The organism is Seonamhaeicola marinus (assembly GCF_008085455.1).
The window spans coordinates 118,679-134,405 of sequence record NZ_VSDQ01000729.1; the positions used below are offsets into that span (position 1 = coordinate 118,679).

General features: G+C 35.1%; 15 protein-coding genes and 1 riboswitch. All 15 genes read right to left on the reverse strand.

What is annotated here, in order from left to right; all coding sequences use genetic code 11:
• Nucleotides 1-48: 48 nt before the first annotated feature.
• The 15 genes from FUA24_RS21510 to FUA24_RS21580 all read right to left on the reverse strand — a co-directional run bounded on the left by FUA24_RS21510 (nt 49) and on the right by FUA24_RS21580 (nt 15,705).
• Nucleotides 49-1,002, reverse strand: coding sequence for a methylenetetrahydrofolate reductase (locus FUA24_RS21510; protein WP_148545142.1), 954 nt, complete (start codon nt 1,000-1,002; stop codon nt 49-51).
• A gap of 284 nt (nt 1,003-1,286) precedes the next feature.
• On the reverse strand, nt 1,287-3,959 hold the full coding sequence (metH, locus tag FUA24_RS21515) for a methionine synthase (protein ID WP_148545143.1): 2,673 nt from the start codon (nt 3,957-3,959) through the stop codon (nt 1,287-1,289).
• A 46-nt stretch (nt 3,960-4,005) separates the two neighbouring features.
• A complete protein-coding gene (locus FUA24_RS21520; protein ID WP_148545144.1) occupies nt 4,006-4,287 on the reverse strand; it encodes an antibiotic biosynthesis monooxygenase family protein in 282 nt (93 codons plus the stop codon).
• A gap of 9 nt (nt 4,288-4,296) precedes the next feature.
• Nucleotides 4,297-5,316 (reverse strand): homocysteine S-methyltransferase family protein, encoded by a 1,020-nt coding sequence (locus FUA24_RS21525; RefSeq protein WP_148545145.1) that lies wholly within the window; start codon nt 5,314-5,316, stop codon nt 4,297-4,299.
• A gap of 50 nt (nt 5,317-5,366) precedes the next feature.
• Nucleotides 5,367-5,474, reverse strand: a riboswitch (SAM riboswitch).
• 82 nt (nt 5,475-5,556) lie between these two features.
• Complete coding sequence (gene cysM, locus FUA24_RS21530) at nt 5,557-6,447, reverse strand: cysteine synthase CysM (RefSeq protein ID WP_148545146.1); 891 nt, start codon at nt 6,445-6,447, stop codon at nt 5,557-5,559.
• The gene (epsC, locus tag FUA24_RS21535) at nt 6,434-7,174 is read right to left on the reverse strand and encodes a serine O-acetyltransferase EpsC (protein ID WP_148545147.1); all 741 of its coding nucleotides are present in this window, start codon (nt 7,172-7,174) and stop codon (nt 6,434-6,436) included. Before epsC ends, cysM begins: the two co-directional genes overlap by 14 nt.
• A gap of 151 nt (nt 7,175-7,325) precedes the next feature.
• Nucleotides 7,326-8,381 (reverse strand): NAD(P)/FAD-dependent oxidoreductase, encoded by a 1,056-nt coding sequence (locus tag FUA24_RS21540; protein WP_148545148.1) that lies wholly within the window; start codon nt 8,379-8,381, stop codon nt 7,326-7,328.
• On the reverse strand, nt 8,381-8,968 hold the full coding sequence (locus FUA24_RS21545; RefSeq protein ID WP_148545149.1) for a precorrin-2 dehydrogenase/sirohydrochlorin ferrochelatase family protein: 588 nt from the start codon (nt 8,966-8,968) through the stop codon (nt 8,381-8,383). The genes FUA24_RS21540 and FUA24_RS21545 overlap by 1 nt, the downstream gene beginning before the upstream one ends.
• A gap of 3 nt (nt 8,969-8,971) precedes the next feature.
• The gene (gene cobA, locus FUA24_RS21550; RefSeq protein ID WP_148545150.1) at nt 8,972-9,733 is read right to left on the reverse strand and encodes a uroporphyrinogen-III C-methyltransferase; all 762 of its coding nucleotides are present in this window, start codon (nt 9,731-9,733) and stop codon (nt 8,972-8,974) included.
• A gap of 11 nt (nt 9,734-9,744) precedes the next feature.
• On the reverse strand, nt 9,745-11,838 hold the full coding sequence (locus FUA24_RS21555) for a HEPN domain-containing protein (RefSeq protein WP_148545151.1): 2,094 nt from the start codon (nt 11,836-11,838) through the stop codon (nt 9,745-9,747).
• Between the two features lie 62 nt (nt 11,839-11,900).
• Complete coding sequence (locus FUA24_RS21560; RefSeq protein ID WP_148545152.1) at nt 11,901-13,148, reverse strand: sulfate adenylyltransferase subunit 1; 1,248 nt, start codon at nt 13,146-13,148, stop codon at nt 11,901-11,903.
• A 168-nt stretch (nt 13,149-13,316) separates the two neighbouring features.
• Nucleotides 13,317-14,222 (reverse strand): sulfate adenylyltransferase subunit CysD, encoded by a 906-nt coding sequence (cysD, locus tag FUA24_RS21565; RefSeq protein ID WP_148545153.1) that lies wholly within the window; start codon nt 14,220-14,222, stop codon nt 13,317-13,319.
• Nucleotides 14,223-14,234: 12 nt separating this feature from the next.
• Complete coding sequence (locus FUA24_RS21570; protein ID WP_246147135.1) at nt 14,235-14,879, reverse strand: phosphoadenosine phosphosulfate reductase domain-containing protein; 645 nt, start codon at nt 14,877-14,879, stop codon at nt 14,235-14,237.
• Nucleotides 14,867-15,124, reverse strand: a complete 258-nt coding sequence (locus FUA24_RS21575; protein WP_148545155.1) for a DUF2061 domain-containing protein — start codon at nt 15,122-15,124, stop codon at nt 14,867-14,869. The genes FUA24_RS21570 and FUA24_RS21575 overlap by 13 nt, the downstream gene beginning before the upstream one ends.
• A 167-nt stretch (nt 15,125-15,291) precedes the next feature.
• Complete coding sequence (locus FUA24_RS21580) at nt 15,292-15,705, reverse strand: RrF2 family transcriptional regulator (protein ID WP_148545156.1); 414 nt, start codon at nt 15,703-15,705, stop codon at nt 15,292-15,294.
• Nucleotides 15,706-15,727: the final 22 nt, after the last annotated feature.

Genomic DNA, 15,727 nt, shown 5'->3' on the forward strand with positions numbered 1-15,727 from the left:
CTTTATTTAGATAAAAGTACACATTAAATATTCTGTAAGAAAATATATTTAAAACAAAGCAGAGGCAATAGCTTTTACATTATCGCTTTTCCCCATAGAATAATAATGTAATACAGGCACTCCAGCTTCTTTTAATTCTTTAGATTGGTTAATAGCCCATTCAATACCAACCTGCCTAACAGCTTTATTGTCTTTACAATTATCTACTGCTTCAACGAGTTCTTCTGGTAAATCTATACTAAACACATGAGGCAATAATTGTAAATGACGTTTTACTGCCAAAGGTTTTATACCTGGAATAATAGGAATATCAATTCCATTTTCTCTAGCTAGTTTTACAAACTCAAAATATTTAGAATTGTCAAAAAACATTTGCGTAACCACGTAGTCGGCACCAGCATCAACTTTCGCCTTTAACCGTTTTAAATCTGTTTGTAAAGATGGGGCTTCCATATGTTTTTCTGGATAACCTGCCACACCAATGCAGAAGTCCGTTTTAAACTCGGTTAAGTTTTCTTCGTGCAAAAATTTACCATTATTTAAGTCTGTAATTTGAGTCACCAGTTCCGAAGCATAAGTATGTCCTCCTTTTGTTGGCTCAAAATACTTTTGGTGTTTCATAGCATCACCGCGAAGCGCAACCACATTATCAATCTCTAAATAATGGCAATCTACCAACATGTATTCGGTTTCTTCTTTTGTAAAACCTCCACAAATAATATGCGGTACAGGATCAATATTATACTTATGTTTTAAAGACACCGAAATACCCAAAGTACCAGGACGCTTTCTAATAGTTTTTCTATCTAAAAGACCGTCTTTTTGAACATATACATATTCTTCTCTGGACGTTGTAACATCAATAAATGGCGGATTAAACTCCATTAAAGGATCTATGTTATTGTATAAATCCTGAATATTTTTTCCTTTTACTGGCGTTACAATCTCAAACGAAAACAACGTTTTTCCGTTGGCTTTTTTTATGTGATCTGTTACTTTCATTCCACTAAATCCCCAAAGGGGACTTTTATTTAGTTATACATTTATTTTTTTTTGCGTTACCCTTCGTTCACACCTACAAGGTTAGCAAAACCTTGCAGGATCGCTTCGGGTCGGGCTTTCCGTTCCAAGTCCTCGCACCTCCTATCGTCGGGCTGTGGGCTTTCCTCTGCAATCCCTAACGCGGAGCCTTCCCTACCCCTACTAAGAAGGGGAACTCTTACTCAAACATAACACTCCGTAAAAGTGTAATCCCTCCCCTTTGGGGAGGTTAGGAGGGGCTTCTTCTACTCAGCCAAAGTAGGATGCAACCACTTTCTAGCTTTATCTTTTGTAATACCTTTTCTTTCAGCATAATCTGTGACTTGGTCATCTGTAATTTTACCAAGACCAAAATATTTTGCCTCTGGGCTAGCAAAATAATATCCTGAAACTGCAGCCGCGGGCCACATTGCCAAACTTTCAGTTAAAGTCACTCCTATAATCTTTTCCACATCTAACAACTCCCAAATAGTTTCTTTCTCTAAATGATCTGGACATGCAGGATAACCTGGTGCCGGACGAATACCTTTATAGGTCTCTTTAATCAATTCGTCGTTGGTTAAATCTTCACCTTCTGCATAACCCCAATGCTTGGTTCTTACCTGCTTATGTAAATATTCAGCAAAGGCCTCTGCAAATCTATCGGCTATAGCTTGTGCCATAATAGCACTATAGTCGTCATCCTTTGCTTTATAACTTTCCGCTAGTTCTTGAGCTCCAAATATCCCTACGCAAAATGCACCTATGTAATCGGTCTTACCCGTTGATTCTGGTGCTATAAAATCAGCTAACGCATGATTAGGAACGCCTTCGCGTTTCTTTAATTGCTGGCGTAAGGTTCTAAACACTGCTATTTCTTCACCTTTTTTCTTAACGGAAATATCATCTTCATTAACAGTATTGGCCTCAAATAATCCAAAAACTGCTTTTGGCTTTAATAATTGTTTAGCAATTATTTCCTGAATCATTTCTTGAGCTTCATCATACAACTGACTTGCTTGCTCTCCCACCACATTATCTTTTAAAATATCTGGATACTTACCATGTAAATCCCAACTTCTAAAAAACGGACTCCAATCTATGTATGGCAACAGTTCTTTTAAGCTTAGTTGTTTCAACATCTGAACGCCCATTTCTTTTGGTTTTACAATCTCTGTATTGTCCCAATCTATTTTGAATTTGCGCTCTCTAGCTTCTTCTATAGTTATATATGATTTCTCTTTACCTCGTTTTAAAAACTTGGTTCTAAATTCGTCATAATCTTTTTTCAGTTTAGCGACATATTGATTAGCAGTTTGTTTATTTAACAAATCACCAACTACAGTCACGGCACGTGACGCATCGTTTACATGCACTACTGCATTTTTATATTGGGTATCAATCTTAACGGCTGTATGTGCTTTAGATGTTGTTGCTCCACCAATAAGCAATGGAATATCCATGTTTTCGCGCTCCATCTCTTTGGCTAAATAAACCATTTCATCTAAAGACGGTGTTATTAGACCAGATAAACCTATGGCATCTACATTCTCTTTTTTGGCGGCTTCAATGATCTTTTCAGGTGGTACCATAACCCCTAAATCAACTATTTCATAGTTATTACAACCTAGAACAACACTCACAATATTTTTACCAATATCATGAACATCACCTTTTACCGTAGCCATCAATATTTTACCTAAGGCTTCTTGTTCTTCCCCTTTTTCAGCTTCAATAAATGGGTTCAAATAAGCTACTGCCTTTTTCATTACACGAGCAGATTTTACCACCTGAGGCAGGAACATTTTCCCTTCACCAAACAAGTCTCCCACTACATTCATCCCAATCATTAAGTTACCTTCAATAACTTCTAGCGGTCTATCAGCTTGCTGTCTTGCTTCTTCCACATCTTCCACAATAAAAGTATCTAAACCTTTTACTAAAGCATGTGTAATTCTGTCCTGTAACGGATTCTCCCTCCAAGATAAATCTGCGGCTTTTTCAACTTTAGTACCTTTAACTGTTTCAGCAAATTCTAGTAAACGCTCTGTAGCATCATCTCTTCTATCAAGAATAACATCTTCAACATGTTCTAATAAATCCTTTGGAATATCATCATAAACCTCTAACATGGTTGGATTTACAATACCCATATTCATTCCTGCTTGAATGGCATAGTATAAAAACACCGAGTGCATGGCCTCTCGTACTATATTATTCCCTCTAAACGAAAAAGAGACATTGCTAACCCCTCCACTAACGCTTGCATTCTCTAAATTTTGACGTACCCAACGTGTAGCCTCAATAAAGTCAATGGCATTTTTGCGGTGCTCTTCCATTCCTGTAGCTACAGGAAATACATTTAAATCAAAAATTATATCTTCTGAAGGAAATCCAACTTCATCAACCAAAATGCGGTAGGAACGTTCTGCAATTTCAATTCTACGGTCATAGTTATCTGCTTGTCCAACTTCATCAAATGCCATTACTATCACAGCAGCTCCATAACGCTTAATCTGTTTTGCTTCCCAAATAAATTTGTCTTTTCCTTCTTTCAGCGAAATTGAGTTTACAACTCCTTTACCCTGAATAACCTGAAGACCAGCTTCAATGATTTCCCATTTAGAGCTATCAATCATAATTGGCACTCTGCAAATATCTGGTTCGGCCGCAATCAAGTTTAAGAAACGTACCATGGATTCTTTACCATCAATTAAACCATCGTCCATATTGATATCGATGATTTGCGCACCACCATCTACTTGATGACGTGCTATATCTAAAGCCTCATCAAATTTCTCCTCCTTAATTAAGCGTAAAAATTTACGAGAACCAGCTACATTGGTACGTTCACCAACGTTTATAAAGTTACTGTTCTCATTCAGAATTAGTGGTTCTAATCCTGATAAACGCATGTATTTTGATTGTTTAACTTTCATTAGCCTCCCCAACCCCTCCAAAGGAGGAGCTAACATGGGTTGATATTTATTTATAATGTTCCACTGTTGGAAATGGGTCGTAAAAATGATGCAACAATGCTCTCCATTCTTGATATTCTTCGGATTGTCTAAATCCTATTTCATGATCTTCTATAGTTTCCCAATTTACCAACAGCAAGTATTTATCTTTTGTTTCTATACACTTTTTTAATTCATGAGATATGTAACCTTTCATGGAAGAGATGATACTTTCAGCTTTTTTGAAATTAGTTTCAAAAGCTTCAGACAGTCCTTCTTTTACATGTAATATGGCTAATTCTAGAATCATTTTTTCCGTTTAAAAAGACTCCTCAATGGCGCCCAGAGATACAATTTCTCTAGGGTGATATTTAGCCGCCATATCTGCTATAACTCTAATATGCTCTGGTGTAGTTCCACAACATCCACCTACAATATTTACTAAATTCTTTTTTAAATACTCCTCTATTTGAGCCCCCATTTCTTCTGGAGTTTCATCATATTCTCCAAAAGCATTTGGTAAACCTGCATTAGGATGTGCCGATACTGCAAAATCTGTTTTACTGGCAATTGCCTCTAAATGTGGCTGTAATAAATTTGCCCCTAATGCACAGTTAAACCCTACTGATAATAACGGAATATGAGAAACGGAAATTAAAAAAGCTTCAGCGGTTTGCCCAGACAATGTTCTACCTGAAGCATCGGTAATGGTTCCGCTTAACATAACTGGTATTTCAATATTTCGCTCATCTTTTACTTCTTCAATAGCAAATAGCGCTGCTTTAGCGTTTAAGGTATCAAAAACCGTTTCTACCAATAAAATATCTGCACCACCATCCATTAATGCTTCAACCTGTTGTTTGTAGGCTATTCTTAACTCATCAAACGTTACAGCTCTATACCCAGGATCATTTACATCTGGAGACATACTAGCGGTTCTGTTTGTTGGTCCTATAGAGCCAGCAACGAAACGTGGTTTATGTGGTTCTTTTTTAGAAAACTCCTCTGCTACTTCTTTAGCTATTTTGGCCGATTCATAATTTAACTCGTATACCAAATCTTCCATCTGGTAATCTGCCATAGCAATGGTAGTACCAGAGAAGGTATTAGTTTCTACGATGTCAGCGCCTGCCGCAAAATATTTAGCATGTACTTCTTTTATGGCTTCTGGTTGCGTTATAGACAGCAAATCATTGTTACCTTGTAACGGAATTGGGTAGTCTTTAAAACGCTCTCCTCTAAAGTCTTCTTCGGTAAATTTATAAGCTTGCAACATAGTACCCATAGCACCATCTAGTACTAAAATACGATCTTGTAAAGCTTGTTTTATATTTGACATTTTCGATATTATTTTTCACGTAATGTCATCAAGAAAAGTAAAAATACTATTCGTTATCTGTCCACGCTATAACATGGTAGAATTTAGCACCTTTCCCGACAGATCGGGGGTTGCCAAGGCTTCACAGGGTCCAATCCCTCTACCTTTCTTGATAACACTATTAAGTTTAAGAACTCATACCTAATTTGGAGTACAAAAATACTAACTATATTTTTGTTTTCCTACTTAATTAAACCCCTATTATTCAAACAAATCTGATGATAGATATCTATCTCCTCTGTCGCAAATTATAGCAACAATTACACCTTCTTCAATAGACTCTGCTACTTTTAAAGCACAAAATACAGAACCACCACTACTCATACCTGCAAAAATCCCAGCCTCCTTAGCTAAACGTTGTGTTGTTGCTTTGGCATCCGCTTGGGTTACTTCAATCACTTGATCTACCTTGCTTCTATCAAAAAACTTCGGCACATATGCTTCTGGCCATTTTCTAATTCCAGGTATTCTTGAATGATCATCTGGTTGCGCCCCAACAATAGCCACTTCTTTTGTTTGTTCTTTTAAATATGTTGAAACCCCCATAATAGTTCCTGTGGTTCCCATAGCTGATACAAAATGCGTAATTTCTCCATTAGTATCTCTCCATATTTCTGGACCAGTGGTTTTATAATGACCTTTCCAATTGTCGTTATTTTCAAATTGGTTTAACAACGTATACCCTTTTTCATCTCTTAGTTTAAAAGCTAGATCTCGAGAACCTTCGATACCAACATCTGAAGAAGTTAAAATTACTTCAGCCCCATAAGCTCTCATAGTTTTAACGCGTTCTTCGGTAGAATTCTCGGGCATAATAAGCACCATATTTAATCCTAAAGCTTGAGCAAACAATGCTAAAGCAATACCAGTATTACCACTAGTTGCTTCAACCAATGTGTCTCCTTTTTTAATATCTCCGCGTTTTAACGCTTCATTAATCATATTAAAAGCAGGACGATCTTTAACACTGCCTCCTGGATTGTTACCTTCTAATTTTAAAAGTAATGTTACACCCTTTTTAGACACTAAATGACTAGCATCAACTAAAGGTGTATTCCCTATAAAATCAATAATTGTTTTATTTAATGCCATTCTTTTTTGGTCTGATTTTTATTTCGGTTTGATAGGTTACTAGTGAGTTTTCCGGAACTGATTGGGTAATCCAAACGTTTGCCCCAATAATACTATTTGCCCCAATGACTATGTCACCACCTAAGACCGTTGCATTAGCATAAATGCACACGTTATCTTCAATGGTTGGATGACGTTTTGTTGATGCCAAACTTTTAGCCACCGAAATACCTCCTAAGGTAACCCCTTGATATATTTTTACGTCTTTACCAATAATTGATGTTTCTCCAATAACAATACCTGTACCGTGATCTATATAAAACGACTCATCTATAGTTGCTCCAGGATGTATATCTATACCTGTGATTCCGTGAATATACTCACTCATCATTCTTGGTAAAATAGGCACTTTTAAATTATAAAGGGCATGACTCAATCTGTAAATAGAAATAGCGTGAAACCCTGGATAGGCCAAATAAATCTCTTCTAAACTATGAGATGCAGGATCATTATTTTCAAAAGCTATGGCATCTAAATCCAGCATCCTTCTTATTTCAGGAAGTTCCGATTTAAATGTTTCCCAAAGTTCTTCGGCATTTTCTATTTCTAATACCTTAAGAACTTTAATAAATGTCTTTTCTAAATACGCACCATGCTCTTCTTCTTGTTCACAGTCGAATAACGAATAGAACAATCGTTTTGTAAATGTCTTAACTGTGTCTTTTAAGCATACATTATAACTTTTCATTAGTGTATGTTTTTATATTTCTGAATGTTATAATTATTTTGAAAATTTAAAAATAGAATTTATACTAATATCTCTTATACTTAATTGAAAAAATAAATCCTACTAAGAAACTCTTGGTAGGATTTAAGTTTATATAACTATTAAATTAAGTTTAGTTTATAGCTTGTACTACCGCTTTTGGAGCTTCTTTACGTGAACCATCAAATCCGTCAATTCCACTTACTGTTGTATATTTCAACACAAATTTCTTACCTGGATTAATGATTTTATACGCTGCCTGACACATTAAAGTAGCTTCATGGAAACCACAAAGAATTAACTTTAATTTCCCTGGATAGTAGTTCCCATCACCGATAGCAAAAATACCTGGAATATTAGTTTGATAATCTAATGCATTATTTACCTTAATTGCATTTTTTTCTATATCTAAGCCCCAATTTGCAATCGGTCCTAATTTTGGAGATAGACCAAATAAAGGAATAAAGTGATCTGTTTCAATAGTAACAGGTTCCTCATCTTTCTTAGTAACTTCGATAGCTTCAACTTTACCATCACCAATGATTTTAGTAACCTCGGCTGGTGTAATAAGATTTATTTTACCTTCTCTTTTTAGCTCACCTACTTTCTCTACAGAATCTAAATGACCTCTAAATTCATTACGTCTATGTACAAGAGTTACGCTTTTTGCCACATCGGCTAAAAATATAGACCAGTCTAGAGCAGAGTCTCCTCCACCAGCAATTACCACGTTTTTATCGCGATACATTTCTGGTTCTTTAATCATGTATTCAACACCTTTATCTTCATAGTCTACAAGGTTTTCAAGCTGTGGTTTTCTAGGTTCAAAACTACCTAAACCACTGGCAATAGCAACAACTGGTGCTTGGTGCTGTGTTCCTTTATTGGTTGTAACTATGAATGTACCATCTTTTTGCTTTTCTACAGTTTCAGCACGCTCACCTAATGTGAATCCTGGCTCAAATTGTTTACCTTGCTCTAACAAGTTTTTAGTTAAATCTCCAGCTAAAATTTCTGGAAATCCTGGTATATCATAAATAGGTTTTTTCGGATATAATTCTGAACATTGTCCACCAGGTTGCGGTAGTGCATCAATTAAGTGACACTTTAATTTTAACAAACCTGCTTCAAACACTGTAAATAACCCTGTAGGTCCGGCTCCAATAATTATTATATCTGTTTTGATCATTACTCTGATTCTTTATTTTCTATTATTCCTTTGGTGAATTCGTTCAATTTTTCAACTTTCTCTTCAAAATCACCTTTTATTGTTTTTCTATACTCGTTTAAGTTTTTAACTAAGTCATCAATGTTCTCCGGAATTACCTCCTCAAAAAACTGTCTTAGTCGCTTTGCCATTGTAGGCGATTTACCATTGGTACTAATAGCAACTTTTACATTTCCTTTTGTTACGATTCCACCCATATAAAAATCACACAATGGCGGATTATCAGCTACATTAACTAAAATGCTTTTCTTTCGACAATGTTTATAAACCTTTTCATTCACCTTAGGTTTATCTGTGGTAACTACCACTATGTGTTTGTCTTTTAAAAAGCGTTTTTTATATGTTGACTTTACTAATGTAACATTGCCTTTTTCAGCCAAAGATAACGTACCTTCTCTGAACATTGGTGACACCATTGTTACACAAGCATCTGGACTTGACTTTAATAAGAACGTTAGTTTTTCCTCTGCAACATTTCCACCTCCAACAATGAGCACTTTAAGCTCTTTTACCTTTAGAAATATTGGATATAAATTATTACGTTCCATAATTTAATTTCCAGTTACTTCTTGGTAAACCTGAGTTAATATTGCTCTTTCTTTTACAACATCTCCAATTACAATAATTGCTGGATTGGCTAACTGCTTCTCTTCAACAATTTTCTCAATGGTCTGAATAGTACCAATCCCTACATTTTCATTGTCTCTTGTACCATTTTGGATAATGGCAATTGGTGTATTTTGTTTATTTTCTTTCGAAAATATATTTACTATTTCACCAAGCTTACCCATTCCCATTAATATCACTACAGTAGCAGTTGATTTTGCCGCTAAAGCAACGTCATTTGATAATTTATGTTGCTTTGTAGTTCCAGTAATTACCCAAAAACTCTCTGACGAACCTCTTTTGGTTAATGGAATACCCTGATAAGCTGGTACAGCAACTGATGACGAAATACCAGGTACCACAAAAGTCTCCAACCCAAACTGTCTTACATAATCAATCTCTTCTGCTCCTCTACCAAAAATGAACGGATCTCCTCCTTTTAACCTTACTACATGTCCTTTTTCTTTGGCTTTAGAAACAATGAGTTCATTAATTTGCTCTTGCTGAAATGCATAACACCCCCTACGCTTACCAACAAAAATAAGTTCAGCATCTTCCGAAGCATATTTTAGCAAGCTTTCGTTTATAAGCGCATCATAAAGGATAACATCTGCAGATTCTATAGCTTTAATAGCTTTAAGCGTTATTAAATCTTCGTCTCCTGGTCCAGCGCCTACAACTGTTAATGTTGGGGTTTTTAAACTCATTATTATTTTGATTAAGCTGTTTTAGCTTGCTCTAATTCTCTATATTCTCTTACCGATGCTAAGAACTTTTCAGCGTTAGCTATATAGTTTTCTGCAAATTCTTTAGTCGGTGCATTTTTGTTGATTTGGTAAATGAACTCAGAAAAAGAAGTGCCTAGGTTAATTTTCCCTCCTTCAACAAACAGTTCATCAAATTGAGAAATGATTCCTGCATGTGTATTTGTCTTCTTATTTTCTGCTAACAATAATGCTTTAGCCGAATTTACAAGAGATTGATACGCCAAATAAATTGCTCCAGAATACACTTCGTTTCCAAAAGATTCTTTAGCGTTTTCAATTTTCTCTTCACTTTCAAAGAATAATGTGGCGATTAAATCTATTACTACACCTGCACATTCTCCAACTCCAATAGCTTTAACATACTTGTCTTCTTCACCCCAATCAATAAAATCTAACTCGGTTAAATTGGTAGCATCTTGTAAATCTTGTAAGAAGTCGTAAAAATACTTTTCACCTTTCTCTTTATAATACTCTACAAATTGCTTTCCGTTAGCATTAGCTTCGTAGTCGTTTAAGATTCTACGTAATGCCTCAGGCCCTCTTCTACTTGGTACTTTTACTACTTTATCTGCAAATGTAGCATTTCCATCACCTAAGTTACCTCCTCCTAATAACACTTGTAATGCAGGAGCAACTAATTTTTCAGGTGTACGTACCGTCATTCCTTGGAAACCAATATTAGCCATATTGTGTTGTCCACAGGCATTCATACATCCACTAATTTTAATAACTAAATCTTCGTTTTTTAAATATTGTGGGTACTCAGTTTTTATAACTCTCTCTAACTCTTCGGCAATACCAGTACTACTTGCAATACCCAAGTTACAAGTATCTGTTCCTGGACAAGCTGTAATATCTACTGCTTTATTATAACCAGCTTCTACAAAACCTAATTTTTCAAGTTCTTGATAGAAAAACGGCAGTAATTCTTCCTTAACAAAAGGAATTACAATGTTTTGACGTAATGTTAAACGTACTTCGCCTGCAGCATAATCATCTACAAGTTTTGATAACAAACGTGCTTTATCAGTATAGAAATCACCTAATAGTACCTTAATACCAATAGCAACATAGCCTTCTTGTTTTTGAGGAATTATGTTTGTTGATTTCCATAAATCAAATGCTTCTTGATCTTTTATTTCAACATTAGGCGCTTCTACTTGAACTGGAACAGAAGCTTTATAAGCATCTGCATCAATTGCCACACTTTTAAATTCGATAGCCTTTTGTTCTTGCTCAATTAATTCTTTAAAAGCATCTAATCCTATATCTTTTAATAAGAATTTCATTCTTGCCTTGGCACGACTTTTACGCTCGCCATGACGATCAAAAATTCTTAGTATACCTTCCATTATTGGAATGATTTTATCTGTTTCAACAAAATCATATAACACATCGGCATGACGCGGTTGAGATCCTAATCCACCTGCAACCATTACTTTAAAACCACGAACACCATCCCTTACTTTAGCAATGTATCCTATGTCATGCAAATACGATAATCCTGTGTCTTCATCTGAAGATGAGAAAGACACTTTGAATTTACGTCCCATTTCCTGACAGATAGGATTTCTTAAAAAGAACTTATATAAAGCGTCTGCATACGGAGATACATCAAATGGTTCGTTTACATCTATACCAGCTGTTTCAGAAGCAGTTACATTTCTTACTACATTACCACAAGCTTCACGTACCGTAACTTCATCTTTCTCTAATTCTGCCCAAAGCTCAGGTGTTCTATTTAAATCTACATAGTGAATTTGAATATCCTGACGTGTTGTAATGTGTAAACGTCCTCTTGAATATTCATCAGACACTTCAGAAATTCGTCGCAATTGATTACTCTTTAATTTCCCGTAAGGTATCTTAATACGAATCATTTGAACACCTTCTTGTCTTTGCCCATAAACACCACGAGCTAAACGAAGGCTTCTAAATTTTTCTTCATCAATTTTTCCATTGTGAAATAATTCGATTTTATTGGCTAATTCAATAATATCTTTTTCTACAACAGGATTTTCTATTTCTGTTCTAAAACTTTGCATGTTTCCTTTTTTTCTTTTCTTAAATCTCACTAGTTAATGCCCAGCGAGAAGGCATTCCTTTTTTATTGTATAAAACCAGCACCTACTGTACTGTTAGACTGCGGATCAATAACAATGAACGATCCGTTAGTTCTGTGATCTTTAAACTTATCGTAAAAAATAGGTTTGTTTAATTTGAAACTTACCTTAGCAATATCATTCATACCTAATCCTGTTACATCTTCTTCAATTCCAGAATAATCAGGATTAATTTTATGATGAATGGTATCTACTTTAGCTAATACTTTATTAATACCATGCTGAACAACATACTTTCCTCCAGGTGTTAATTGCTTAGAATCCATCCAACACACGTTAGCAGTAAATTGCTTTTCAATAGTTGGTAAATCATCTTTCTTAACAATCATATCGCCTCTACTTACATTTACATCATCTTCTAAAGTGATTGTAACAGACGAGCGTCTTGATGCAGTTTCAAACGTTTCATCGTAGAAATAAATCTCTTTAATTTTAGATTCTGTTTGAGATGGCAATACCACAACCTCATCACCTACACTTAAATTACCTCCATACACTTTACCAGCGTATCCTCTATAATCGTGGTACTCTTCAGTTTTAGGACGAATCACATATTGCACTGGGAAACGTGGTGTACCCGTATTAAAGATATCTGCTTTATCTAAATTTTCTAAATGTGTTAAAATAGACTCTCCTGTGTACCAAGGCATGTTTTCAGACTTGTTCACTACATTATCACCTTTTAAAGCACTTACAGGTATAAAAGAGATGTTTTGATCTTGGTAATCTCTCTTGCTCATTAGTTCTTCAAAATCTGCTTTAATCTTGTTGTAAACATCTTCAGAATAATCAACCAAATCCATTTTATTAATAGCTACTACCACGTCTTTAATACGTAATAGGTTGTTAATAAAGAAATGGCGGTTTGTTTGCTCAATTACTCCTTTTCTAGCATCAATTAAGATGATTGAAGCTTGTGATGTTGAAGCTCCTGTTACCATGTTTCTTGTATACTCTACATGACCAGGTGTATCTGCTATAATGTAACTTTTATTTTTTGTTGAAAAATAAATATGTGCTACGTCTATAGTAATACCTTGCTCCCTTTCTGCTACCAATCCATCAGTTGCTAAGGAAAAGTCTAAATAATCATAACCACGTTTTTTACTAGTTGCTTCGATAGCCTCTAATTTATCTGTAGTTAATGATTTTGTATCGTAAAGAATTCTACCTATTAATGTGCTCTTTCCGTCATCTACACTTCCTGCTGTTGCAATCTTTAATACTTCCATAAGTTGCCCCTCCTAACCTCCCCTTTGGGGAGGAACTCTTACTCGGGTAAAGTAAGAATATTGTTGTTGTTATTTTTTCATATGTACAAGGTTATCATAACCTTGCTGAATAATTACTCTTTTTTTAATCCGCAAACTTGCTAATTCCCCCTTTGGGGGTTAGGGGGCTTAAAAATACCCTTGTTGTTTACGTTTTTCCATAGCGGCTTCAGAACGTTTATCATCAATTCTGGCACCACGTTCAGATATTGAAGAATCTCTAATCTCTTCCACAACTTTGTTTATAGTTGTTGCATCTGATAACACTGCTGCTGTACAACTCATATCTCCAACAGTTCTAAAACGAACCATTTCTTCAATTACTTCTTCTTCTTCATCTCTATAAACGATACCATCTTCTGCAGACCAAATCATTCCGTCTCTTAAGAATACTTTACGTTTATGAGCAAAATAGATTGAAGGAATCTCTATACTTTCCTTTTCTATATAAGACCAAACATCTAATTCTGTCCAGTTTGAAATTGGGAATACGCGAACGTTTTGTCCTAATTCAATTTCACCATTTAACATATCGAATAACTCAGGCCTTTGATTTTTCTCATCCCATTGACCGAAATCATCACGAACTGAAAAAATACGTTCTTTAGCTCTTGCTTTCTCTTCATCTCTACGCGCACCACCAATACAAGCATCAAATTTAAATTCTTCAATGGCATCTAAAAGCGTGGTAGTTTGCAACATATTTCTACTTGCGTAACGCCCAGACTCCTCTTTTACTTTTCCCTGATCAATTGAATCTTGAACATTTCTAACAATAAGTTCTAGACCTAATTCCTCTACTAATCTGTCTCTAAATTCTATAGTCTCTGGAAAGTTATGTCCTGTATCTATATGCATTAAAGGAAAAGGGATTTTAGCAGGATAGAACGCCTTTTGCGCTAACCTTACTAAAGTGATTGAATCTTTTCCACCAGAAAATAATAATACTGGTTTTTCAAACTGAGCTGCTACTTCTCTCATGATGTAGATAGCTTCGTTCTCTAACGCGTTAATATATGATGTATCTTTCTTCATAATCTTATGTTGTTAAGCATGTAATCCACACTCTCTGTTTGCTAATGCTTTAGTTGGATCGAAATATTTAAATTCGTTTGGTAAATTATTTTCTTCTAGATAAGCATCTAGTTTTTCATCAGACCAATAGTAAAACGGACTCACTTTTAGCACACCATCTGCACTTAAACTGAATATATCAATACTATTTCTAAAAGCGGTTTGCCCTTGACGTAAATTAGTAAACCATACTTTTGGCTTATGCTCTTCCATAGCTCTTCTAAACGGTTCTAATTTTACCTGCTCGGTAAACTCTGCATGTTTTGGATCATCTACACTTGGTATTCCCATTACCACATCTCGGTGAGAAGACGTTTGTTTTGGCACATATAAGAATACATTTAAACTCAAGTCTTTAATAACTTGCTCTGCATGTCTATACGTTTGTGGTGTATTATAACCTGTATCGCACCACACAACAGGAACTTCTTTAACCTCTGTACTCACTGCGTGTAATATTGCCGCCTCGTAAGGTCTAAAGTTTGTTGTTACCACTGCTTCGGTATTAAGCTCAAAAGCTTTTTTTATAATTTCTGAAGGAGAGGCGTCTTTAAATTCCTTGTTTAAACTTTGTATTTGTTCTTCTGTAAACATGTCTTTATATATTATTTCCCCCATTTTATAGCGTTCCACACGCGTTCATGGAAAAAGTATAAAATCAATTTTGTTATAAAATCTACTGATGCTATTGATGCAGCTAATGAAATTTTACCTGTTAAAAAATACGACACCAATAACGTATCTAATGTACCTACAACTCTCCAGCTTAATGCTTTAGCAACACTTCTAATTGGTTTTTCACCCGCACTATCCTCTTTGTAAGTAGATTTTTCTTTGCCTTTTAATAACATTTGCGCTATCATTTGTCGTTTTATTACATTAATCCTATCAATTTAATAGGAATTACAAAAGTAACACTTTTTATTACACTACAAACCATATTAACAACTTTTTAGAATAATGAAACATTTTCCGTAGTATTCAATCAAAAAAAACAATGAATTTTGGAAATTTTAGGAATCTTGCAATATTATATACCCGATAAATCTGCTAATGTTCTGTTTCTAAACACACTTAAGGTACTATCTCTTACTTCTACCATAAGTTTATGCACACTACATTGGTGTTCATCGGGGCAATCATCGCACTTCTCATAAAAATTAAGACTAACACAAGGCACCATTGCTATTGGTCCTTCTAAAACACGCATGACGTCCGTCATTAAAATTTCAGATGGGTTTTTCCTTAAATAATACCCGCCATGTTTTCCTTTTTTTGAAGCAAGCAAGCCTGCTTTTCTGAGGGTAAGTAATATACTTTCTAAAAACTTTTGAGGTATATTTTCACTTTCAGAAATTTCCCCAACCCTTACAGGAGCATCATCTTCGGTTCTGGCAATATAAGTTAGTGCCTTTAATCCGTATTTAGTTTTTTTAGATAGCATGGTGCTAATATAATTATTTTAA

What these genes read in the sequence shown, in the direction of transcription:
- epsC (WP_148545147.1), bottom strand. Translation starts at nt 7,174, where the DNA reads ATGAAAAGTTATAATGTATGCTTAAAAGACACAGTTAAGACATTTACA.
- FUA24_RS21555 (WP_148545151.1), bottom strand. Translation starts at nt 11,838, where the DNA reads ATGCAAAGTTTTAGAACAGAAATAGAAAATCCTGTTGTAGAAAAAGAT.
- cysD (WP_148545153.1), bottom strand. Translation starts at nt 14,222, where the DNA reads ATGAAGAAAGATACATCATATATTAACGCGTTAGAGAACGAAGCTATC.
- metH (WP_148545143.1), bottom strand. Translation starts at nt 3,959, where the DNA reads ATGAAAGTTAAACAATCAAAATACATGCGTTTATCAGGATTAGAACCA.
- FUA24_RS21510 (WP_148545142.1), bottom strand. Translation starts at nt 1,002, where the DNA reads ATGAAAGTAACAGATCACATAAAAAAAGCCAACGGAAAAACGTTGTTT.
- FUA24_RS21570 (WP_246147135.1), bottom strand. Translation starts at nt 14,879, where the DNA reads ATGGGGGAAATAATATATAAAGACATGTTTACAGAAGAACAAATACAA.
- FUA24_RS21575 (WP_148545155.1), bottom strand. Translation starts at nt 15,124, where the DNA reads ATGATAGCGCAAATGTTATTAAAAGGCAAAGAAAAATCTACTTACAAA.
- FUA24_RS21560 (WP_148545152.1), bottom strand. Translation starts at nt 13,148, where the DNA reads ATGGAAGTATTAAAGATTGCAACAGCAGGAAGTGTAGATGACGGAAAG.
- FUA24_RS21520 (WP_148545144.1), bottom strand. Translation starts at nt 4,287, where the DNA reads ATGATTCTAGAATTAGCCATATTACATGTAAAAGAAGGACTGTCTGAA.
- FUA24_RS21545 (WP_148545149.1), bottom strand. Translation starts at nt 8,968, where the DNA reads ATGGAACGTAATAATTTATATCCAATATTTCTAAAGGTAAAAGAGCTT.
- FUA24_RS21540 (WP_148545148.1), bottom strand. Translation starts at nt 8,381, where the DNA reads ATGATCAAAACAGATATAATAATTATTGGAGCCGGACCTACAGGGTTA.
- FUA24_RS21580 (WP_148545156.1), bottom strand. Translation starts at nt 15,705, where the DNA reads ATGCTATCTAAAAAAACTAAATACGGATTAAAGGCACTAACTTATATT.
- cysM (WP_148545146.1), bottom strand. Translation starts at nt 6,447, where the DNA reads ATGGCATTAAATAAAACAATTATTGATTTTATAGGGAATACACCTTTA.
- cobA (WP_148545150.1), bottom strand. Translation starts at nt 9,733, where the DNA reads ATGAGTTTAAAAACCCCAACATTAACAGTTGTAGGCGCTGGACCAGGA.
- FUA24_RS21525 (WP_148545145.1), bottom strand. Translation starts at nt 5,316, where the DNA reads ATGTCAAATATAAAACAAGCTTTACAAGATCGTATTTTAGTACTAGAT.